Raw genomic sequence first — 23,181 nt, 5'->3', positions numbered from 1 at the left:
GGGGCTCAGATCGGCGAGATCGTCCGCCGTTTACCGGGAACCCGGGGTAGGCGTCTGCGCTGCACCCGCCCGAGAGCCTCGATGAGCAGGCCGCGCGTCGCCGACGGCGTCACCACGTCGTCCACACCGAAGCCGTCGGCGGCGAGTAGCGGGTCGATGTTGGCGCGGAACGTCCCGATCAGCTCGTCGCGGCGCGCCGCCGGGTCGTCGGCGTTCTCGTAGTCCCCGCGAAAAACGATGTCGACCGCGCTCTCCACCGGGATGGCGCAGATCTCGGCGGTGGGCCATGCCAGCGACAGGTCGGCGTCGATGCTGCGTCCCCCACCCATCACGATGTACGCCGCCCCATAGGCCTTCCTGGTCACGATCACGAACCGCGGCACCGTCGCGATGCCCAACTCGTACCCCAGACGCGCACTCCGCCGCACCAACTGGGTCTGCTCACCGGGCGTACCGATGATGAAACCGGGCAGGTCGATCAGGATCAGCAACGGCAGACCGAAGGTGTCACAGACCGCAACGAAGTGCGCCGCCTTCTCACACGCCGCGCTGTCGAGCGCGCCCGACAGGTGCACGGGTTGATTGGCCACCACGCCCATCGGTCGCCCCCCGACCCGGACGAGTGCGGTGACCACATTGCGCGCGTGATCGGGTTTGAGCTCGAAGAGGGTGTCTGCGTCGCACAATCCCTCGACGACGTCGCGCACGTCGTATCCCCGACGCATGTCCGCCGGTATCAGCAGGTCCAAGTCGTCTGCTGCCGACGCGAGCTCGTAGGCACCGGCGATGATCGGGTCGCCCTCGGCCCACGACGGCAGGTACGACAGGTACAGGCGGATGGCGTCGAACGCCTCCTGCTCGTCGTCCACGGCGAGGTCCACCACACCGCGCGCGGCCTGCACGTCCGCGCCACCGATCTGCTCGTTGGTCAGGTCCTCCCCCGTCGCCGCCTTCACCAGCGGTGCCGACGACAGTCCGATGGTCCCGATCTGTCGCACCACGAGGACGAAGTCGCAGCATGCCGCGAGATTCGCCGGTGCCCCGAACCCGGGACCCATCATGGCCGCGATCAGCGGCACATGGCCGGACAGGTCGGTCAACCGCAGCAACAGTCGCGACCCGGGAGCCGCCAGTCGGGAATCCAAGGCCTCCTGCATCCGATGTCCGCCACCGTCCATCACCATGATCAGCGGAATACGGTCGAGCAACGCCCGTTCCGCGCAACGCTCCAGTTTGGCCATGCCGGTCGCGCCGTTGCTACCGCCGAGCACCGTGAAGTCGAAGGCCGCGACCACTGCGGGCCTGCCGTCGATGTAGACGATGCCGGTGACCACCCCGTCGCCGGGTGCGACCAACGGTGTGGCCCCGTCGGCGGCGGGCCCCGGACCGGCCAACCCGCCGAATTCGTAGAACCGATCACCACCCAGCGCCGCGATCCGTTCGCGGGCGGTCAGCTTGCCTCGGGCATGCTGTTTGGCGACCTTCTCCGCACGGGCCTCGTCGCTCACCGCGTCGTAGGCGGCGCGAACGCGCGCGACGAGTTCGGGACCGCCGGGATTCTGCGTGTGCACCCTGCGAACGTACTTGTCGACCCCGGCTAGCGGGTCATCCGCACCACCTGCGAGCGGTGAAAGCCGATGCGTCCGACGATCGTCAACCCGTCGCCGGCCAGCTCGCGGTAGAGCACGGTGTTCTCGAAGTGGAACGGCTTGAAGTACCACGGAGGTGAACCACCGGGACGGAACACCGAGCCGGTGGCGCGCTCCCCGTCGGTGACCACCCACATCACCGAACAGGTCCGTGCCCATGCCGCGTAATCGGTCTCCGGACGATCGAGATCCCACAGCACATGTGCCCGCGCCGCCGGTGTCGACGGCCCGATGTCGCGCACATTCCGGAAATCGCGCGGCTTGGCCTGTTTCACCACGCGCTCCGACACCGGGCTCCAGCTGGCCGTGCGTTCGAAGGCGACGCAGTCGCCCGGGCGCGCGTGGCGGCCGACGAAATCGGCGACCTGGGAGAAGTCGGTACCCCCGACCTTGCCGTAGACGCTGCGCTGGGCCACGAACGCCGGGACGGCCGCGACACCCAGCGCGAGCACCGCCACCGCAGGCAGCCAGATCGCCCGCACCGCACCGGGTCGGGTGAATTGTCGGGCGATGACACGTACCGCCACGGCGATCACCAGCGCCATCCCGGGTGCGGTGAACGACAGATACCGCGGCACATAGGTCGGACTGCCCAACCACGAGTACCCGAGTATCACCACCGCGGGTACCGCAACCCAGGCCAGCCCCAGGGTCAGTGCCCGGCGGTCGATCCGTCCCACGGTTCCCAACAGCGCGATCACCGCGATTCCGAGCAACAGCAGCAGGATCAACACGCCGGCCACCGGCGCACCGTCGACGTATTCGAACTGCAGATATGCGACCACGGTCTGGGTCGAGAACGGGCTCAGCCAGGCGATCTGCGCCACCTGGCGGTGCGCGAACATCGCGAACGGCAGCACCGCGGCAGCGACCATCACAGCGGCGATCAGCATGCCGTACAGACGGTTTCGACGTCGCGTGGTCAGCAGCACGTAGAGGAGGTGGGCGGCGACCAGGGTGCCCGACGGCAGGAACCACACGGTGCACGCCGTCGCGAGTACCGCATACGACACCCACCACCACCCGCCACGACGCACCGCCAGCAGCACCAGCCACGTCGCGGCCGCGGCCAGTGCCATCGACCCGGCGTACGGTCGCGCCTCCGAACCGGCCCAGAGCACCCGCGGCAGACAGACCAGGAGCGCGCCGGCCAGTACCCCGAACCGCAGGGCGACCAGCGTCCGGCCGATGCACACCACCAGTGCGGCGGCGATCCCGACCGCCACCGCCGACGGCAACCGCATCGCGAATTCCGATCCGCCGAAACCGCCCCAGTGCCCGGTCAGGCGCCACCAACCGTGCATCAGCATGTAGTACCCGCCGTGCACGACGTCGATCCGGGACAACAAAGCGGTCATGTCGGGTACCGAGCGATTGATCGCGGACACGGTGGCCGCCTCGTCGTACCAGAACGAGGGTCGCCCACTGTTCCAGGCGCACACCACCGTTGCGATCACACCGACCAGCAGAGGAGCCGAGCGGGACCACCACGACCCGGCGTCGGCACGCCCGATCGCGACCGATGACTCAGTCCCCGTCAAACAACCGCTTCCAGTTCTCCCGACTGGTCAACTGGGGCAACGCGTCGCTCCACTCCTGGCTCATCCGCGGTGCGTCCTTGCGCAATCGCCAACAGAGTTCCGCCAACTCACGACCGAGACGTACCGCGGTCGCCTTGTCGCGCCTCCGGATCCGTACCCCGGTCTGCGACGAGTCGGTGACCACCGCGTTGTCGAACAGCGAGACATGCCACCACCGCGCGTCGTCGGCGGCGATGGCCACCGGTGCGCTGGACACCTTCCCCAGATATTGCTTGGCCACCCGCTTGAGCAGAACCTGTGTCTCCCGGTCCTCCCGAGGTTCGTGGCCCTTCTTGGAGATCTGGGTGTTGGGATCGCCCTCCTTGCCGACCTCGGCGGCCGACCGCACCACCGTGTCGGCGTAGTGCGAGCGCAACTCCTTGAGCTGCGCCAACTTCGACTGCCCGCCGTCGTGCAACACGGCCGGCCCGGCCAAGAAGTCCCGGACCGCCAGCAGGAAGGTCGCAGCCAAGCCGTACTGCATGGAGACGATGTGGCTGCCGATCTCGGTGGCGACCACCTTGGCGAAGTGGGCACCGTCGAACGGCGTGTGGATGGCCGCGACGATGAGCGCGTTGCGCCAGCTGAAATACCGCGACCAGTCGTCGTAATCCTTGAGGTGGAAATCCGCGTGCCAGACGCCGGCGTTGGGCAGTGTCACGGTCGGGAACCCGTGCAACCGGGCGCGGATGCCGAACTCGATGTCGTCCCACTGGAAGAACAGTGGGATCGACAGGCTCTCGGCGGTCACCGCCTCGGCGGGGAGCAGACACGACCACCACCCGTTCCACCCGGCCACCGACCGCGCATCCTGCTGGTGGGTGAGCATGTTGCGCCCCTGGTACGCATAGGCGGTCGGGCGTCCGGCCCGCAACTGGTCCAGGGCCTCCCACTCCGCGGTCATGTGCACCCGGTAGGTCTCCGACAGCAGCAGCATCTGCGCACCCACCAGCAGCGGTTGCACGGTCTTGTTCGCGAAGGCCGACATCCGCAGCACGGTTTCCGGCTCGCAGAGGATGTCGTCGTCCATGACCACGATGTTGGTCTCACAGCGGCCACCCGCCGTGAGTTCATAGATGCCGCGGTTGAATCCGCCGGCCCCGCCCAGGTTGGGCTGGGTCAGGTATCGCAGCTTGTCGCCGAGCAACCCCTGAACCAGCTCGAAGCGGTCCTTGTCGGCGACGCGATCGCTGCCCTGGTCCACCACGTAGACCACGTCCACACACGACATCGCCACGGGGTCGGAGGCGAGAGCGGTGATCGTCGACAGGCAGTCCTCGGGACGGTTGTGGGTGCAGATCACCACCGACGACGGGCGGAACCGCTCGGGCGCGGCGACCGTCCACCGTACGTCGGAGACACTCGCCTCACCGGCGAAGACGTTCAGGTCGAACCAGACCCCGCCGCCGTCGACGAAACGGGGTAACGGGATGTCGATGGCGGCGTGCCCGGTCCCGGACAGGTCGTAGACGTCGACGGGGCGCGGCCGTCCACTGGAGTCCGAGGCGTTGACGGCGACCCGCAGCTCGGCATCCGGGGTGCACTCGTGGTCGAATTCCAGCCGCACCGTGTCCACCTCGGTGTACCGCTGCCAGAAGCTCGCCGCGAAACGACCGAAGTAGGTGTTGGTGCTGACCGTCGTCCCCGACAGCAACCGGATGCGCTCGCGGGTGGCGCGTGCGGTGCCGGGGAACGCGGCGACGTACATGCCCTCGGCAACCCGTCGATGCGGGCCGGTGAACAGCGTGCGCTGGGCGAGCAGGCGACCATCGGCGATCGGCTCGGCACCGACCTCGACGGATGAGCCGGTGGCGGCGACGGCGGTGGATGAACCGGTGACCATGAACACCCCAGTTTCTGCGCTCGACGGACGGGCGCTTCGAGACTAACCCACGCGCACAGCCTCCCCCGGTAGCCGGCGAACCCGCATCGCGGTGCCGTCGACGAACTGCCCGTCGATCAATCGCAACACCCGGTCCACACCGCACAGCAGGCGGGAGTCGTGGGTGATCACCAGTACGGTCCGCGCACCGCTCATACCCCGTAACACAGAGGTCAACGCGGTGACATGGCCGTCGTCGACACCGGTGGTCGGCTCGTCGAGGACCAGGATCGGGGTGTCGCGCAACATCGCCCGGGCCAACGCGATCCGTTGCCGCTGCCCACCCGACAGACTGCCCCCACCGGTGGTGAGGTCGGTTCGATACCCCCGCGGCAGGCCCGCGACCACGTCGTCGGCGCCGGCCAGAGCGGTCGCCGCACGGATCTCGTCCTCGGTGGCCTCGGGGCGGCCGAAGGCGATGTTCTCGGCCACCGTGCCCGCGAGGATCGCCGAGCGCTGCGGGAGCAGGGCGACGCTGTCCCGGACGGTGCGCACCGGCACCGCCCGCAGGTCCACGTCGCCGATGCTGATGGACCCGTGCACCGGGTCGATCAGCCGGGACAACGCGCTCGCCAGCGTCGACTTGCCCGCACCGCTCACCCCGGTGATCGCGACCACCTCCCCCTCCCGGATCTCGAGATCGGCACGGTCGACCACCGGCGCAGCCATCCCCGGATTGCGCAGGGTGACCTCGCGCAACCGCAGCGCGCCCCGTAACGGATCCGGCGCGAGCGGATCGGGTAGGGGATCGCCGACCGGGACGCGGGTGTCCAGCACGCCGGCGATCCGTTCGGCCGACGCGGTCGCCGAGGTGATCGCGACGACGAGCTCGCCGAGGTCGCGCAACTGCGGGAAAACATAGCCGAGGAACCCGACCACCGAGATCAGGCCGCCGAACGTGAGCTGACCAGTGGAGATCTGCCACACGCCGACGGCCAGCACCCCGAGCACGCCGACCATCTCGACCATCGTCGTCAGACCGGCGTAGGTCTCCCCCGCGGCGGTGGCCCGCACCCGCGCCCGCCGCAACCGGTCACCGATTCCGTGGGCCACCGTGCGGTGTCGGTCGGACTGGTTGTCCGCGGCGATGGCCTCCGCGTGCTCCACGCCTTCGGTGAGCAGGGCGGTGAGGTGACCGTTGTGGGCACGTTCGGCGCGCGACGCCCGCCGCACCAACCGCCCGACACCGGAGGAGATGCCGGCCAGCACGGGCACCATGACCACCGCGAGCAGGGCCAGGCGCCAGTTGACGAGGAATGCGGCCAGGCCGAACCCGACCGCACTGACCGCCGCGATGGCCCCGCGCAGGATCCCCGTGCTGATCAGATACTCGACCTCCTCGGTGTCGGCGGTCAGTCGGGCCACCAGATCGCCGGTACCGAAGCGCGCCCGCATCGGTGCGCCGAGTCGTTGGATGTGGCCGTAGAGGTCGTCGCGCAGTCGCAGCACCACCCGTTCGGCGGTGGTGGTGGCGATCATCCGGCTGACCCAACCGGCGACCAGTCCGACCATCGCGATGAGCAGCCATCCCACGCCGGACCGCAGCAACAGGTCGACATGACCACCCACCACCGCGTGGTCGATGATGTCGGCGAAGACCGCGATGGCCAGGATGTCGCAGACCATTGCGACGAGGCCGAACACGGACGCGGCAGCCAGGCGCCATCGGAAGCCGGACAGATAGGGAGCGAATCTGCGCAGCGCGCTGCGCAGCGTCATGGGGCGGGGTGCGAACACCGGCAGACAACCTCTCGGAGGATGGACGATCGTGTTGTGGCCGTGTGAGTCTCGACGACCGTCGACTCCTGCGACGGTTCACCGCTCGGGGCACGGCACGGGCCCGGTGACATGTGATGTCACCGGGCCCGGTGGGTGCGTGGGGTGTCGCTCAGCGACGTCCGGGCTGGTTCCGGTTGTCACGCGGCGCGGTGGGCTGCTGCTGCCGACGACGGTTGTTGATCGGAGCCTTCGGCGCGAGCCACGGGAAGATGGTGTACAGCCAATTCATATGTCTTGCCTTTCATTTCACCGCCGGCAGTCGGGGATGACCGCCTGACATGAATGAAAGTATTGACACCACCTTGCGATTCGCTTCCGACGAGATCGCATCGACCTGTGAGGGCGCTGGTCGCGCGCACAGGTTCGCGACGCCGCAGGTCAGCGGATACGGAAGATGACTGTGCGCTGTACCACGAAATTGATGACGGTGGCCGTGCCCTGAGCGATGACGTAGGCGATGAGGCTGTAGAGGAACTCCTCCGGCCACACCCGTGACAGGCCGGTGTAGATACCGACCTGGACGGCGAACGTGACCAGGTACAGCAGCGCCACCGCGACGAAGCGCGCGGTGCTGGGCTCGGCGCGGAAGGTCCAGCGTCGGTTGACCAGGTAGGCGGTGGTGGTGCCCGCGATGAAACCGATGGCCTTGGCCAACCACTCCGGTGCGCCGAACCCGTACTGGACGATCAGGGTCAACCCGAAGTCGAGGACACCGGACCCGGCACCGGTGATGACGAACCGGATGAGCTGGGTCCTCAGATCGACGTCGGTGGACGCCTCCTGGTCGTCGAGGGGCAACTCGATCGGCATGGGTGCGTGCGGACTGGCGAAGTCCTCGTGATGGTGATGGGGATCTCTCGCCTCGTCGGTCACGGCCCACACCCTAGTCGACCGCATTCTGCCGCGACCGCGCCCGCTCACTCGCATATACCCACTCAACGGTCGCGAGCGGGTCTACGGTCAGCGCATGAGATGTATGCGGGTGGTCGGGGTGTTGGTCGGAACGATGGTCGCGGCCGGGATCCTGGCCGCACCGGCGGTGGCCGCACCACCCACGGGACCGCCCAACTGGTCGGGTCTCGACGTCCGCTACTACTCCGGTCCGATCCCGGTGCGAGACGGCACGCTCATCGCGGACCGAACGCTGGCCGCCGGACTCGGTGTGCCGAACGCCGCCGTGTCGCGGCGCATCCTCTACTCCACACCCGATCAGTTCGGGAAACGCGCGGTGAGCACGGCCGAGGTGTTCCTGCCCGCGGGACAGGCACCCAGAGGCGGGTGGCCGGTCATCGGCTGGGCGCACGGCACCGTCGGTCTCGGGGACGGTTGCACGCCGTCGGCGCAACCCGCCACCGACCGTGATGCCGCCTACCTGTCGCATTTCCTGCGGCTGGGGTACGCGGTGGTCGGGACCGACTACGTCGGTCAGGGCACCCCCGGCCTGATGAGCTACCTCAACGGCAAGGTGGAGGCGCATTCGATCGTCGACTCCGTGAAGGCATCGCAGCAGATGGGGCTGCCGCTGTCGCGGAGGTGGGGGATCGTCGGGCAGTCGCAGGGTGCCGGTGCCGCCATGAACGGCGCGCGCTACGCCACCGAGTTCAGTCGCGGGTCCGGCCTCGACTACCGCGGGGTGGTCGCGACCGGGACGCCTGCCAACATCGAACTCATCGTCAACCTGGCAGGCCCGTCGTTCCCGCCGGTGCCGCTGACCAAGTCGTTGAACACCTACGCGCTGTACATCTTCGCCGGTCTGCGCGACGCGCATCCCGAGCTGAAGCTCAACGACATCCTCACCGCACAGGGCCGGGATCTGGTGACGAAGGCCGAGACGCTGTGTTACGCGGAGCTCTCGACGTTCGCCGACGGTGTCAACCTGGGCAGGTTGTTCACCCGGCCGCTGTCATCGGTCCCCGGCGCGACCACCGCGTTGCGCAACCAGATCATGACCCCGTTCACCGGGTACGACCGGCCGATCTTCCTCGGCCAGGGTCTGCTCGACCGTGACGTCCCGGCTCCCTCCGCGCTGTCGCTGTACGCACAGTTGCGGGCCAACAATCAGCCGGTCGAATTGCACGTCTACCCGAACCAGGACCACGCAGGCACGGTGCTGGCCTCGGTCGCCGATTCGACGCCGTTCCTGAACCGCATCTTCCGGTGACAACGGCCCACTCGAGCCCTACAACGGCCCACTCGACGGGGATGTCGGCCCACTCGACGGGGATGTCGGCCCACTCGACGGGTGTCGGTACGCCGAGCGGGCCGTTGTTCACGCCCAACGGGCCGTTGTTCAGTGGGCTTTGGCGATCGCCCTGTTGACCACCCGGGTCAGGTAGACGGGGGAGAACCGGGCGGCTTCCTGCAGGAAGCGCGTCTGGTTGCCGACCGTGTAGTGCACCTGGTGGATGGCCTTGCTGAAGCGGTTCGGCTCGGCCGCGTCGAGGATCCGGTCTGCGACGTCCTGGGGGCCCAGTTTGATGCCCATCCGCTCGGTGCTGTTGGTCTTGAGGTTGGTGGTCATCGCCGTCTGGACGAACAACGGCCAGATGGCCACCACCCGCACGCCGTACGCGCCCCACTCGATGTCCAGAGCCTCGGTGATCCCCCGGACGAAGTGTTTGGTGGCGCTGTAGTCGGCGAGTTCGGCCTGACCGTAGATCGCCGACGCCGACGCCAGATTGATGGCCACCGAACCCGGGGTGGCGCGCAGGTGCTCGAACCCGGCGTGCAGGCCGTTCACCACGCCCTTGCAGTTGATGTCGACCTCCCGATGCAGCTTCTCCACCGGGATCTCCTCGAATCGCCCGCCGACCAGGATGCCCGCGTTGTTGACCAGGACGTCCAGCCGTCCACCCGCCTGGGCCACGAACTCACGGAGCCGGGTGGCGAACTCCTCGGCGTCGGTCACGTCGAGGTGCCCGACCACGGCGGTGGCGCCGAGCGCCTCGATCTCCGCGGACAACGTCGCCAGTCCCGCGTCGTCGATGTCGAAGGCGCCGACGGTGTAGCCCCGCTTGGCGAAGCCGAGAGCGGTCGCGCGGCCGATTCCCGCGGCCGCACCGGTGATGAAGACAGTCCTGGTGGTCATCGGATAGTCGTACCAGAACGGCACGGCCCGCCGGATGCCTTCACACAGCCGGGATGACAATCCACGGCAGGTAGGGTGACCAGCGATGTCCACTACAGATCTCCCCATCGAGACCCGCACCCTGGTGGGGTGGTCACGCACCACCCCCATCGAGGGACAGGTGCTCAGCACCCCCGACGTCGAGGTCATCGCCGATGCGGTCGCCCGGGTCGCCGACGACAACGCCGACAAACCCTCGTACCTGCAGCGCGGCGTCATCGCCCGCGGTCTGGGCCGCTCCTACAACGAGTCGGCCCAGAACTCCGGTGGGCTGACCATCGACATGACGCGGTTGCGGCGGATTCACCGCATCGACGACGAGACCGGCATCGCCGATGTCGACGCCGGGGTGGACCTCGACACGCTGATGAAGGCGGCACTGCCGTATGGACTGTGGGTACCGGTGCTTCCCGGTACGCGTCAGGTCACCGTCGGTGGCGCCATCGCCCACGACATCCACGGCAAGAACCACCACAGCGCGGGCAGCTTCGGCAACCACGTCGTCGAGATTACCCTGCTGCTGGCCGACGGCCGAGTGATCACCGTGTCCCCCACCGGCACCGACGACGACCCCGACGCGTCCATCTTCTGGGCCACCGTCGGCGGCATCGGACTGACCGGACTGATCCTGCGCGCCAAGATCGTGATGACCCACACCGAGACGGCGTACTTCATCGCCGACGGTGCAGTGACCCGCAGCCTCGACGAGACCATCGCGTTGCACACCGACGGCAGCGAGAACAACTACACCTACAGTTCCGGCTGGTTCGACGCGATCAGCAAACCACCGAAGCTGGGGCGCGGTACGTTCTCCCGCGGGTCGCTGGCCCGCCTCGACCAGTTGCCCGACGAGTTCGCCAAGAACCCGCTGGCGTTCACCGGCAAGACCCTGCTGCGCTTCCCCGACGTCTTCCCCAACGGCCTGGCCAACAAGCTCGACTTCGCGATCGTCGGCGAGGCCTACTACCGGATGGGTGGCAACTACACCGGCAAGATCCAGAACCTGACGAAGTTCTATCACCCGTTGGACCTGTTCGGGGACTGGAACCGTGCCTACGGGTCCAACGGATTCCTGCAGTACCAGTTCATCGTCCCCATCGAGGCGATCGAGGAGTTCAAGCGCATCATCGTCGACATCCAGGCCTCCGGACACGTCAGCTTCCTCAACGTGTTCAAGGTGTTCGGACCGGGTAACCAGGCGCCGCTGAGTTTCCCCATGGAAGGGTGGAACATCTGTGTCGACTTTCCCATCAAGCCGGGCCTGCACGAGTTCCTCACCGACCTCGACCGCCGCGTGCTGGCCATGGGGGGACGTCTCTACACCGCCAAGGACTCCCGCACCACGGCCGCGACGTTCCACGCCATGTACCCGCGGATCGACGAATGGGTCGCAACCCGGCGCCGCGTCGACCCCACCGGGGTGTTCGTCTCCGACATGGCGCGCCGACTGGAACTCGTCTGACCCAGCGCTCGTCGGAGACCGGCATCGGCACCGCACACCACTGACCGCGACAGAAGGACTCTCATGCTCAACGCCGTCGGCGTCCCGCAATCCCTGCTGCTGCTCGGCGGCTCCTCCGAGATCGGCCTGGCCATCTGCGAGGAGTACCTGCGCAAGGGGCCCATGCACGTGGTGCTGGCCATCCTCCCCGGTGACCCCACCGGTGACGCGGCGGTCCAGCAGATGACCGACGCGGGAGCACTGTCGGTGCGGCGTGTCGACTTCGACGCCACCGCCACGGACACCCATCCCGCGGTGATCGCCGAGGCCTTCGCCGAGCGGGACATCGATGTCGCCATCGTCGCCTTCGGGGTGCAGTTCGACGACGAAGAGGTCTGGCAGGACCAGCGCAAGGCCGTCACCGAGGTGCAGATCAACTACACCGCCGCGGTGTCGGTGGGTGTGTTGCTCGGCGAGAGACTCCGGGCCCAGGGCCACGGACAGATCATCGCGATGAGTTCGGTTGCCGGCGAGCGCGTCCGCCGCTCCAATTTCGTCTACGGCTCCTCCAAGGCCGGACTCGACGGCTTCTATCTCGGACTCGGCGAGGCCCTCGCCGATGACGGCGTCCACGTGCTGGTGATCCGCCCCGGGCAGGTCCGCACCCGACTGTCGGCACACGTCAAGGAGGCGCCGCTGACGGTGAACAAGGAGGACGTGGCACAACTGGCCGTGTTGTCGGCGGAGAAGGGCAAGAGTCTGGTGTGGGCGCCCCCACCCTTCCGGTTCATCATGACGGTGCTGCGGCACATCCCGCGCCCGATCTTCCGTCGCCTGCCCATCTGAGCGCCATCGGTGCAGTCGACGGACACGCGGTGAGCCAGACCCCGGTGAACACGCAACCCGGTCCCCCGACCACACAGGCGCGCAGGCGTTCTCAGCTCGTCACGGCGGGCAAGCTGGTCGCCGCCGCCGTGGTGGCCGGGGTGGTCGCCGTGGTGGCGCTGGCCGCCATCGCCCGGGTGCAGTGGCCCGCCTTCCCGTCGTCCAACGTGACCGGCGCCCTGACCACCACCGGTCAGGTGGTCGCGGTGGCGGTGCTGATGGTCGCGATCCTCTCGTATCGCGCCCGACGGTTCGGTCGCTGGGTGGAGCCGCTCACCTGGCTGGGTATCGCGGGGTTCACCACGGTGACCCTGGCCATGCCGCTGGGCGCATCCAAGCTGTATCTGTTCGGCATCTCGGTGGATCAGCAGTTCCGCACCGAGTACCTGACCCGACTCACCGACAGCCCGCACCTGGCGGACATGACCTATCTCGGTCTGCCGCCCTATTACCCAGCAGGCTGGTTCTGGCTGGGCGGACGGTATGCCGCACTCACCGGACAGGCGGGCTGGGAGGCGTTCAAGCCGTGGTCGATCATCACCCTGGCCGTCGCCTCGGTGGTGGCGATGGTGCTGTGGACCAGGATGGTCCGCACCGACCGCGCCGTCGCACTCACCCTGGCCACCACGGTCACCACACTCATGTTCGCTGCGACCGAACCGTATTCGGCAGTGCTGGTGCTGGTCGGGCCACCGGTACTGATCATGTTGCTGCACGGCCTGCGGAGCGGCAGCGTGCCACCACTGGTGGTCGGCGGGGTGTTCCTCGGCATCAGCGCCAGCTTCTACACTTTGTTCACCGGGGTGTTCGCGCTGACCGCGGTGATGATAACCCTCTGGCTCGCGGTGACGGCCTGGCGGGCGGCGGCGAATCCCGCGGTTCCCACCGCGACCACCCGGGCCACCCGCGTCCGCGAGCTCGTCCGACTGGCCTTGCGTCTCGGCATCGTCGCGGTCATCGCCGTTCTGATCGCACTGGTGGTGTGGACGCCGTACCTCGTCAGACGACTCACCAACCAGCCGGCCAGCGGCGGTACCGCCGAACACTATCTACCGGTGAGCGGTTCGACGCTGCCGCTGCCGATGTTCGAGTTCTCCTTCGTCGGAGCGCTGTGCCTCGTCGGTACCGTCTGGCTCATCCTGCGTTGCTCGCGTCGTACCATCGCTCTGGCCCTGATGATCTCGGTGGTCACCGTCTACTTGTTCTGCCTGCTGTCGATGGCGGTGACGGCGATCGGGACCACGTTGCTGTCGTTCCGCTTGGAACCGGTGCTCATCGCGCTGCTGGCCTCGGCGGGGGTGCTGGGTGTCTCGGAGCTCGCCGGGGTCGCGGTTCGACGTTTCGGTGACGTCCGTACCGTCATCGGGGTACTCGCGGTCGCCGCGGCCATCTTCGTGGGCCAGTCGATCCCGAGTCACCTGTCGTCGGAGATCACCCTGGCCTACACCGACACCGACGGCACCGGAGTCCGTGCCGACAAGAGACCGCCCGGGGCCGAGGCCCAGTTCCCGGCCATCGACGCGCTGATCCGGGATCAGACCCGGGCTCCCCGTGACCAGACGGTGGTGCTCACCGCAGACTACGGATTCCTGTCGATCTACCCCTATCGGGGACTCCAGGGACTCACCTCGCATTACGCGAACCCGTTGGCCGAGTTCGACAAACGAGCCGCGACCATCGAGGCATGGTCCAAGCTGGGCTCGGCGGCTGACCTTCTCGACGCGCTCGACCACTCCCCGTGGGCACCGCCCACGGTGTTCCTGTTCCGCTACGGCGACGACGGGTACACCCTGCGGCTGGCGTCCGACGTGTACCCCAACGACCCGAACGTCAAGCGGTACACCGTCACCTACGACAAGAAACTGTTCGCCGATCCCCGGTTCACCGTCACCGAGGTGGGGCCGTTCGTCCTGGTGGTGCGTCGATGACCACCACACACATCGATACCGTCGCTCACCCGGGCGGTGCAGCCCACCTGGTGAGCACGTACGCCACCAACTGGATCCTGCTGCAGGACGATGCGGGGATCACCCTCATCGACGCGGGGTACCCGGGTAACGCGCGCGACGTGACCGACTCGGTGCGTGCGATCGGCGGGCAGATGTCGGACATCCGCGCCGGACTGCTCACCCACGCCCATGTGGACCACATCGGTGGGATGGCGGTACTGGCCGGGGAGCACGGATTCGAGGTGCTCACCGGCGCCGACGAGGTCGCTCACGCCCGACGTGAGCACCTGCAACAGGCCACCCCGCCGGACATCGCCGCGATGATCGCCCGTCGGCCGTCGGCGCTCGGCTGGTTGAGTCGGGTGCTGCGGTTGGGGGTGCTGTCCCGCAGGGGGATCGACGATGTCCGGGCGTTCACCGACGACGAGCTGGCGCGGCTGCCGGGCGCCCCGGTCGCGGTTCGCAGCCCCGGCCACACCGACGGTCACGTCGCCTACCTGGTCGCCGGGGGTCGCGTGCTGGTCACCGGCGACTCGCTCATCACCGCCCACCCGACGGTGTCGACCGTGGGGCCGCAGCTGATCTCCCGCACCTTCGACCACGACCCGGCCCGGACACGACTCAGCGTCGAGACCTTCACAGGTCTCGACGCTGATGTCATCTTCCCGGGTCACGGACCGATCCACCACGGACCGGTTCGCGACGCGGCGCGAGCAGCGCTGGACCGGCGCTGATTCGCACCAGTTTCGGCCATCCGCACCCACTACAACAGCTGCGCACCGCCATAACTGGTGCGAATCCGGCGCAAGCCGCAGACGCCCTAGGAAGCGCTCGCTTCGCTCCGCTGCACCCCTAGGAAGCGCTCGCTTCGCTCCGCTTGGGCAGCTTCCAGTCCGGACGTACCCAGTGGCAGGTGTAGCCGCCGGGGAACTTCTGCAGGTAGTCCTGGTGCTCCGGTTCGGCCCCCCAGAACGGGCCCGCGGGCGTCACCTCGGTGACCACCTTGCCGGGCCACAGACCCGAGGCGTCCACGTCGGCGATGGTGTCCTCGGCGACCCGCTTCTGCTCGTCGTTCGTGTAGAAGATCGCCGAACGGTAGCTGGTGCCCACGTCGTTGCCCTGACGGTTCTTGGTCGTCGGGTCGTGGATCTGGAAGAAGAACTCCAGCAGGTCGCGGTAGCTGGTCTTGTCCGGGTCGAACTCGATCTCCAAACCCTCGGCATGGGTGCCGTGGTTGCGGTAGGTCGCGTTCGGGACGTCGCCGCCGGTGTACCCGACGCGGGTGTTCGTCACGCCGGGCAGCTTGCGGACCAGTTCCTCCACGCCCCAGAAACAACCGCCGGCCAGAATCGCCTTCTCGGTGCTCATCGGTTGGCCTCCTCGTTCTGATCGTCGAACAACGTCACGTAGTCGCCATACCCTTCTGCCTGCAGCTCGGCCACCGGGATGAACCGCAGGGCCGCCGAGTTGATGCAGTAGCGCAGCCCGCCCTGATCGGCGGGCCCGTCGTCGAAGACGTGGCCGAGGTGGCTGTCCCCATGCGTCGACCGCACCTCGGTCCGCTGCATGAACAGACTCTTGTCCACCTTCTCCTGCACGTTGTCGGACTCGATCGGCTTGGTGAAGCTCGGCCATCCGCAACCGCTGTCGAACTTCTGCAACGAGGTGAACAGGGGTTCGCCCGAGACGATGTCGACATAGAGGCCGGCGTCGTGGGAATCCCAGAACTCGTTGCGGAACGGCGGTTCCGTGGCCGACTCCTGCGTCACGGCGTACTGCGAGGGGTTCAGCTTCTCGATCGCCGCGGGGTCCTTCTTGTAGTCGTGCGACACGGTATCCCTCCTCGGGGGTCCTCATCGCTGGCTGCGATGGCAGGAGTGTGGTCAGCACTCACGGTGACTCAACGATCCCCGATGGTGTGGTGTTCCCCGGGCGTGACCCGACTACCCGCAGACCGGCGGTTGCTCGGCCAGCACCCCCCGCACCGAGATGGTCCCCTCCAACGTGTACTGACCAGGGGTCAGGGCGCGAATGGTGATCCAGCCCTGCGGGGTCTCGGCGACACACGCCGAGATCGACGGGTCGGCCACGTTACGGGCCACCAGGTAGCGGTTGGGCCGGATCTGCATCGGATACGGACCACCGGCCGGGATGTCGACCACCAGCCGGGACGGTGAATCGGTGACCAGACGGACCGGAGGCGGCACGATCGGACGCGCGTCGGCGAGGCGGTACAGCGTCCAGTCCCGATTGGACCACGTCTTGGTCAGATACGGCAGCCCGGTGTTGACCAACGCCGCCTCCTTCTTCAACTGCCGCAACGGATCCGACGACACCGCGACATAGCCCACCGCGTTCTCCCGCAACCAGTCCCGGTAGGTGTCCGGGGTGAGCGCCCCGGGCACGTAGAAGATCGGGTTGTACCGGGAATCCGATTGGTTCTCCCAACCGCGGGCCAGTTTCACCGTGCTGCCGAGCAGATGCGAGCCGGCGTGAGTGCCGCCGTCGACCATCTCGACGCGGTGGTTGTCGAGGTCGTCGGTGGCCAACAACCGGCTCTTCAGTGGGCCGTAGTCCTGCGCGGTGTCCCCGGCGTCGGCGACGGCCACCTGATCGGTGACGGCCACGAACATTGCATAGACGAGCGCGGGAACCAGAGCCAACGCCAGCACCCGTGGTGAGCGGCGGGAGAAGTACAGGCACACACACGGCAGCACCAGACAGAAGAAGCGGCTGATGTTGGAACCCACCCCGTTGGGGAACGAGAAGATCACCAGCACCGCCACCGCGGCCAACCACGGGATCCACCGGCTGGGGGTCTCGGTGAGGGCGACCACCGCTCCCGCCGCGATCAGCAGGCACCAGAACAACGTGGTCCACGGGAACCCCTGGGCTCCCGGCGCCCCGAACAGCACGAAGGGCACCGCCACCCCCAACACGGCGCCGACGGTCACCGTCCACACCGCGCGCCCTCGGGTGCCCCGGTGGATGAGGAACGGCACCACGGCCAACCCCACGAAGGCCGGGGCGAGCGGGCTGGCCAGACCCGAGATGAGCAGCACCGCGGCACATCCGAACGCGTATCGGCGTTGCATCAGCAGCAGCGCGGCCAGCGCGAACGCGGCACCGACCGCGAAGGTCACCCGCCCCGACATCATGTTCAGGATCGCCGCGACCACGATGGCCCAGGACAACGCGGTCGGATGTGCGGCCCGTCGGGACACCGGATGCGCCAGCGCGGCGATGGCGAACGTGGCCAGGCACAACAATGCCAACGATCCGACCGCCGCGGACAGCGCGGGAACGATCAGCGAATAGCTACCCGGCGACACCCCGCCGTACCACCCGAACCAGTATCCGATGCCGACCCCGGACCTGGCCGCCTCTTCGCGCGCGATGGCCGCCTGCAGATCGCCCAGCGTGGGACTGAACGCCCACAGCAACCCGGTGGCTATCGCGGCGACCAGCAACTGCAGCAGCGGCAGGCGGCGCAGCTGGTCGAACCGGGACGGCCGGTTCAGGATGTCGGTGGCGTTCATCGCAGATCCATCATGACGCGACACGATCCGCAGATCCGCCTCGAGAGCGGGCGAACGCGCGGCCGAGCCGCGATCACTGTCCGAGTCGCACGCGTTCTTCGGCCACCAACACCGATCGTCGCCAGGCGTACCAGAGTGCGTAGATGATCGCGGTTCCCGCGGCCAGGGTGACGAGCCCGGCGATCACATCGAGCAGGTAATGGTTGCCGGTGCCCATGACCACGAAGAACGTGGAGAACGGGTAGCAGGCGGCCAGGATGCGCACCCAGTTGCGCCGGGCCAACAGATAGACGGTGACCCCGCACCAGGTGGCCCAGGCGCAGTGCAACGACGGCATCGCCGCGAACTGGTTGGAGATGGCGTCGGATCCGGGCGCGCCGGAGGCGGGCCACCAACCCCACGAGGAGGTCAGCGACATGATGTCGACGAACCCCTGGTGTCCCAGCATCCGGGGCGGCGCCGTGGGGACCAGGTAGAAACCGATGAGCGCGAGCAGCGTGGTGACGATGAGGATCGAGCTGGCGCGGCGGTACTGGGTGCGGTGGCACACGTAGAGCCAGATCAGCACGGCCGGGGTGACGATGAAGTGGAACGACGCGTAGTGCAGGGACGAGACGTCGGCCAGCCATCGGGTGTGTACGAGGAGGTCGTTCAGCGGCCGTTCGAGGGCCATGTGCCAGTCGTCCTCGAGGCGCAGGATGTCCACTCCGTTGGCGAACGCCGAGTTGGTGACCTCGCCGACGCTGTTGCGGATCGCGGAATAACCGGCGTAGAGGCCACCGATGATCGCGAGCTCGACCCACCACCGGGGCTGGGCGAGGTAGCGCAACACCATCGCGAAGACGCGGGCACGCGTGTGCTTGAACTCGGTCTCGAGTTCGGAGAGCACGTCGGGTTCCCGGGTGGTCAGACCTTCGCGGGCTCGCGATTCCGCCGCCGCGGGAAGATCGCGGTCGGGAAGCTCAGCGGTCGCCATACGCACACTCCCGCATACCAGATCCCTTCGTCGCACCCCGATGCCAGGACACCTGGTCGCGTCGTCGGGCGCCGGTGCCGATCGTTGTTCCCCGTCGCCTGCCGGGGGGGTTCACCCGCCGGCGCGGCGTCGCACGACCCGCCTCTCCGTCATCGTTCCGGGCCAGGGTACGGCCCGTATTCCCAGGATCCTAACCAGTTCGGATGGTCACTTAGTCCCGCGAACGACCCGCTGGACGCGTGAACTGCGAAAATGCCGGGTTAACCGTACGTGAGTACCGAATGAATATCCCCCTTGAGGATGATCTCGACGAGGTGCGACACGCGGGTCCGTGCACATCCGCTCAGCCGGCCGCGCCCAACAGGTCGGCTCAGCCGATCCCCCCCACGAGGTCGGAGAGGGTCCGCACCGCGTACCCGTAACCGGCGATGCCGCATCCGGCGATGACCGCCGCGGCGATCGGTGACACGTAGGAGTGGTGCCGGAACTCCTCGCGGGCGTGCACGTTGCTGATGTGCACCTCCACGATCGGCACCTCCGGCACCACCAACGCGTCGCGCAGGGCCACGGAGGTGTGCGTCCACGCTCCCGGGTTGATGACGATCCCGCTGACCGCGCCGCGGGCGGCATGGATGCGGTCGAGCATGTCCCCTTCGTGATTGGTCTGGAAGGCGACGAGCTCGAGCCCGACCTCCGCGGCCACCGCGGCACTCGCCTCCACCACGTCGTCGAGAGTGGCCGACCCGTAGACATCGGGTTGCCGGACCCCGAGCGTGTTCAGGTTGGGGCCGTTGAGCAGCAGGATCGGTGCGGGCGCTGACATGGCACCAGAGTATGGGCCCGGTCAACGACACGGGCGTCGCGACAACCGGCCGCACGGAAGCCCGCACCCCCGGCGTTAACATCTGACCTTGTGCCCGAACGCAGCGTCGCCCTGACCGCACCCGGTGTCGGTTCCGACGACGCGGCGGGCGACCGCTTCGACCGGATCCGCGTCGCCAAGGTCGGGGCCATCGTCACCGGCCTGTTGGGGATGCTCCTCGCGCTGGCGACACCACTGCTGCCCGTGCACCAGATCACCGCGGCCATCGACTGGCCACAGCAGGACCGGGTCTCGTCCGTACTGTCACCGCTGGTCAGTTACGTCCCCGTCGACCTCGAGGTCTCGGTGCCCTGTTCGGCGGTGGGCAGGCTCGGCGCCGACGGTTCGGTCCTCGTGTCCACCACCCCCAAGCAGGCCGAGAAGGCCGTCGAGCGCGGGCTGTTCATCCGCCGCTCCGGCAATCCGACCGGCCCGACCACCGCGCAGACCGTGGAGGTGGTCGTCCGCAACGTGCCGGTGGTCAGCACCACGGTGGCGGCCCTCCAGTCGTCGGGATGCCGCAGCATCGACGTGACCGCGACATCGTCCGAGGTGACCGCCGAATTCGTCGGGATGACCGGACCCGACGGTTCCCCGCTGCGGGCCTCCACCTCCGACGGCGACCAACGTCCCGAGATGACCGGCATCTTCACCGATCTGTCCGGTCCCGCGACCGACATCGCCGGACTACGTGCTCACGCCACCGTCGACGACCGCTACAGCACCTCGCGGACGGCGCTGAAGACCGCGGCGATGACCATCGGGATCGTCTGCACCGTCCTGTCGCTGATCGCGCTGGCCGTTCTCGATTCCACCGACGGCCGACGGCACCGCCGATTCCTGCCCGCCCGCTGGTGGAGGTTCAACATCCGCGACGGCGTGGTGGTCGCGGCGTTGGTGGTGTGGCACTTCATCGGGGTGAACACCTCCGACGACGGTTACCTGCTGACCATGTCCAGGTTGGCCGAACACGCCGGGTACACCGCGAACTACTACCGCTGGTACGGCGCCCCGGAGGCACCGTTCGGCTGGTATTACGCGGTCTTCGGCTGGCTCAGCCACGTCACCACCGCCAGCACGTGGATGCGGCTGCCCGCCCTGCTCTGCGGGGTGCTGGTGTGGTTGATCATCAGCCACGAGGTGCTGCCGCGGCTGGGTCGGGCCGCGACCACCAGCAAGACCGTCGCCTGGACCGCGGCGTTCGTGTTCCTGGCGTCGTGGTTCCCGTTCAACAACGGGCTGCGCCCGGAACCGATCATCTGCCTCGGCGCCCTGCTGACCTGGTGTTCGGTGGAACGCGCCATCGCCACCGGACGTCTGCTGCCCGCCGCGGTGGCCTGCACGGTGGGTGCGTTCTCGTTGGCCGCGGGACCCACCGGGTTGATGGCCGTGGCGGCCCTGATCGCCGGCGCCCGGCCGATGGTGATGGCGCTCATCAAGCGCGCCCGCGCGCTGCCCGGGGGTATCCGCGGTTCGTATGCGGCGTTGCTCGCGCCGATCCTCGCCGCCGGGACCTTCGTCATCTTCGTGGTGTTCTCCGACCTGACCCTCTCGTCGTTCGTGCTGTCGTCGAAGATGAAGACCGCGCTGGGGCCGTCGCTGCACTGGTACAACGAGATCAACCGCTACTCGGCGCTCTTCGAGTTCTCCGCCAACGGTTCGGTGGGCCGCCGGTTCGCCGTACTGGCCATGCTGGTCGGGCTGGTGGTGTCCGGTGCGATGCTGATCCGCAAGAGCCGCATCCCCGGGACCGCACTCGGACCCACCCGCCGGATCGTCGGGATCACCTTCGCGTCGCTGATCTTCCTGATGTTCACCCCCACCAAGTGGACCCACCACTTCGGGGTGTTCGCCGGTCTCGCCGCGGCGTTGGCCGCCATCGCCGCGGTCGCCGTCACCTCCGACGCGTTGCACTCGCGCCGCAACCGACTGCTGTTCATCGCGCTGGTCCTCTTCATCACCGGACTCACCTTCACCGCCCCCAACGCCGGTTTCTACTACTCCAACTGGGGGATGCCGTGGGGGACGATGCCGGTGCGGATCGGCGTCGCGCTCGGCAGTCTGCTGCTGTACGCGGCGGCGGTCGCCCTGCTCCTGGCCGGGTGGTTCCACTTCCGGGAACCGTTCGACGGCACCCTCGCCGGCCGTTCCCGCACGGGCCGCTCGGCCGGCCGGCTCGGCCGATTGCGGCCGTTGGTCGCGTCTCCGCTCGCGGTCGCCGCCGCCGCGGTGGTGACGTTGGAGATCGCGACCGCCGTGATCGCCGGGACCAATCAGAGCGGGTCGTTCTCCCTGCAGTCGTCCAACCTGGCCAACCTGAGTGGTCAGACCTGCGGGATGGCCGACAAGGTCCTGGTGGAACGCGACCCGAGCGCGGGCATGCTCGCCCCGGTGGACCCGACCGCCGCGGCGGACCCGCTGCGCGGTCCCGCGGTGCAACAGGCGCAGGAACCGCTGTCCTCCTCCGGTGACGACGAGTCGTCGAATTCGCTGGTCCCCCAACCGACGGTCGGTTTCTCCCCCAACGGCGTCCCGGAGAGCCTCGACTCCAGCGCCAGCGCCGACTCGTTGGGGGTGCTCTCCTCCAACGTCGCCGCGTCGGCGGACGTGCTGAACTCCAACACCGGCGGCACCGGCGGTGGCGAGACCTCCCAGCCGGGTGTCAACGGCAGCCGCGCCAAGCTGCCGTTCACCCTGAACCCGGCGACCACCCCGGTGCTGGGCAGTTACTCCGACGACAATCAGGTGCCCGCGTACCTCACCTCGTCCTGGTTCCGGTTGCCGCCCAAGCAGTCTGACCAACCGCTGATCACCATGTCGGTGGCCGGACGGTTCCAGAACTCGGATCTGCGCCTGCAGTACAGCACCGACACGGTCAGCGCAGGGGTCACCAAGGACGCCCAGCTGACTCCGGCGGGCAACGTCGACATGATCGACCCGGGTCCACAGCCGTCGTGGCGCAACCTGCGCATCTACCGCAGTTCGGTACCGCAGGACGCGACCGCGCTGCGGATCGTCGCCAAGGACGACAACCTGGCCAAGGACCGCTTCATGGTCGTCACCCCGCCGCGGGCCCCGCGGCTGGAGTCGCTGCAGCAGGTGGTCGGCGATTCCGACCCGGTGCAGATCGACTGGACGTCGGGGCTGGCGTTCCCCTGTCAGCGCCCGTTCGACCACCGCTACGGCGTCGCCGAGGTCCCGCGGTGGCGGATCATGCCCGGTGCCGACCTGTCGGCGGCGGTCTCGGCATGGCAGGACAGCTTCGGCGGCGGGCCACTCGGTTGGATCGAGGTGGCCCTCGACCCGACCGCGATCCCGAGCTACCTGCAGGGCGACATCGGTCGCGACTGGGGATCCCTGGAACGCTACGAGCCGTTCGGCGACGTCAGCACCCGCGCCCAACTGCAACTCGGCGACGCCACCCGGTCGGGACTGTGGAGTCCCGCACCCATCCGGTACTGATCGACGACCCCGATCGCGGGATGCCGGTCGACCGCACACCTGCCAGGTCA

General features: G+C 68.1%; 17 protein-coding genes. 6 read left to right on the top strand and 11 right to left on the bottom strand.

The window, feature by feature from the left end:
• Positions 1-5: 5 nt before the first annotated feature.
• The 5 genes from BW971_RS19300 to BW971_RS19280 all read right to left on the bottom strand — a co-directional run bounded on the left by BW971_RS19300 (position 6) and on the right by BW971_RS19280 (position 7,700).
• Complete coding sequence (locus BW971_RS19300; RefSeq protein ID WP_159441891.1) at positions 6-1,571, bottom strand: acyl-CoA carboxylase subunit beta; 1,566 nt, start codon at positions 1,569-1,571, stop codon at positions 6-8.
• 26 nt (positions 1,572-1,597) lie between these two features.
• Positions 1,598-3,106, bottom strand: a complete 1,509-nt coding sequence (locus tag BW971_RS19295) for a glycosyltransferase family 39 protein (protein ID WP_143690478.1) — start codon at positions 3,104-3,106, stop codon at positions 1,598-1,600.
• 70 nt (positions 3,107-3,176) lie between these two features.
• Complete coding sequence (locus tag BW971_RS19290) at positions 3,177-5,072, bottom strand: glycosyltransferase (protein ID WP_076482733.1); 1,896 nt, start codon at positions 5,070-5,072, stop codon at positions 3,177-3,179.
• 42 nt (positions 5,073-5,114) lie between these two features.
• Positions 5,115-6,848, bottom strand: coding sequence for an ABC transporter ATP-binding protein (locus tag BW971_RS19285; protein WP_143690477.1), 1,734 nt, complete (start codon positions 6,846-6,848; stop codon positions 5,115-5,117).
• A 420-nt stretch (positions 6,849-7,268) separates the two neighbouring features.
• A complete protein-coding gene (locus BW971_RS19280) occupies positions 7,269-7,700 on the bottom strand; it encodes a GtrA family protein (protein WP_327202004.1) in 432 nt (143 codons plus the stop codon).
• Between the two features lie 157 nt (positions 7,701-7,857).
• Here BW971_RS19280 and BW971_RS19275 point away from each other — a divergent pair, with 157 nt between their 5' ends.
• Complete coding sequence (locus tag BW971_RS19275) at positions 7,858-9,051, top strand: alpha/beta hydrolase family protein (protein WP_076482703.1); 1,194 nt, start codon at positions 7,858-7,860, stop codon at positions 9,049-9,051.
• Positions 9,052-9,180: 129 nt separating this feature from the next.
• Here the strand turns inward: BW971_RS19275 and BW971_RS19270 are convergent, their stop codons facing one another.
• Entirely contained in the window at positions 9,181-9,978 is a 798-nt protein-coding gene (locus BW971_RS19270) for an SDR family oxidoreductase (RefSeq protein ID WP_076482732.1), read from the bottom strand.
• A gap of 85 nt (positions 9,979-10,063) precedes the next feature.
• On the opposite strand from BW971_RS19270, the gene BW971_RS19265 reads away from it, so the two are divergent.
• The 4 genes from BW971_RS19265 (at position 10,064) to BW971_RS19250 (ending at position 15,026) form a co-directional block, all read left to right on the top strand.
• Positions 10,064-11,479, top strand: a complete 1,416-nt coding sequence (locus BW971_RS19265) for a decaprenylphosphoryl-beta-D-ribose oxidase (RefSeq protein ID WP_076482702.1) — start codon at positions 10,064-10,066, stop codon at positions 11,477-11,479.
• Between the two features lie 63 nt (positions 11,480-11,542).
• Positions 11,543-12,304: a decaprenylphospho-beta-D-erythro-pentofuranosid-2-ulose 2-reductase gene (locus BW971_RS19260; protein WP_076482701.1), complete on the top strand. Its 762-nt coding sequence runs from the start codon at positions 11,543-11,545 to the stop codon at positions 12,302-12,304.
• Between the two features lie 29 nt (positions 12,305-12,333).
• Positions 12,334-14,271, top strand: a complete 1,938-nt coding sequence (locus tag BW971_RS19255; RefSeq protein WP_076482700.1) for a galactan 5-O-arabinofuranosyltransferase — start codon at positions 12,334-12,336, stop codon at positions 14,269-14,271.
• Positions 14,268-15,026, top strand: a complete 759-nt coding sequence (locus BW971_RS19250) for an MBL fold metallo-hydrolase (RefSeq protein WP_076482699.1) — start codon at positions 14,268-14,270, stop codon at positions 15,024-15,026. Before BW971_RS19255 ends, BW971_RS19250 begins: the two co-directional genes overlap by 4 nt.
• Positions 15,027-15,144: 118 nt before the next feature.
• Here BW971_RS19250 and msrA read toward each other — a convergent pair whose 3' ends face one another.
• From msrA to aroQ, 5 genes are all read right to left on the bottom strand, one after another.
• Positions 15,145-15,660: a peptide-methionine (S)-S-oxide reductase MsrA gene (gene msrA / locus BW971_RS19245; protein WP_076482698.1), complete on the bottom strand. Its 516-nt coding sequence runs from the start codon at positions 15,658-15,660 to the stop codon at positions 15,145-15,147.
• On the bottom strand, positions 15,657-16,124 hold the full coding sequence (gene msrB / locus BW971_RS19240; protein ID WP_076482697.1) for a peptide-methionine (R)-S-oxide reductase MsrB: 468 nt from the start codon (positions 16,122-16,124) through the stop codon (positions 15,657-15,659). The genes msrA and msrB overlap by 4 nt, the downstream gene beginning before the upstream one ends.
• 111 nt (positions 16,125-16,235) lie before the next feature.
• A complete protein-coding gene (locus tag BW971_RS19235; RefSeq protein WP_076482696.1) occupies positions 16,236-17,831 on the bottom strand; it encodes a hypothetical protein in 1,596 nt (531 codons plus the stop codon).
• A gap of 73 nt (positions 17,832-17,904) precedes the next feature.
• Positions 17,905-18,807: a phosphatase PAP2 family protein gene (locus tag BW971_RS19230; protein WP_076482695.1), complete on the bottom strand. Its 903-nt coding sequence runs from the start codon at positions 18,805-18,807 to the stop codon at positions 17,905-17,907.
• Positions 18,808-19,177: 370 nt separating this feature from the next.
• Positions 19,178-19,630 carry a type II 3-dehydroquinate dehydratase gene (gene aroQ, locus BW971_RS19225; protein ID WP_076482694.1) on the bottom strand — a complete coding sequence of 151 codons (453 nt, stop codon included), beginning with the start codon at positions 19,628-19,630 and terminating at the stop codon, positions 19,178-19,180.
• 210 nt (positions 19,631-19,840) lie between these two features.
• Between aroQ and BW971_RS19220 the strand changes: the two genes are divergently transcribed.
• Positions 19,841-23,131, top strand: a complete 3,291-nt coding sequence (locus tag BW971_RS19220) for an arabinosyltransferase domain-containing protein (protein ID WP_143690483.1) — start codon at positions 19,841-19,843, stop codon at positions 23,129-23,131.
• Positions 23,132-23,181: the final 50 nt, after the last annotated feature.

The sequence above is a fragment of the Williamsia sterculiae genome (genome assembly GCF_900156495.1).
GTDB classification, from domain to species: Bacteria; Actinomycetota; Actinomycetes; order Mycobacteriales; family Mycobacteriaceae; genus Williamsia_B; species Williamsia_B sterculiae.
The sequence above is the reverse complement of the archived record's forward strand: the minus strand, read 5'-3'. Positions and strand labels throughout refer to the sequence as shown.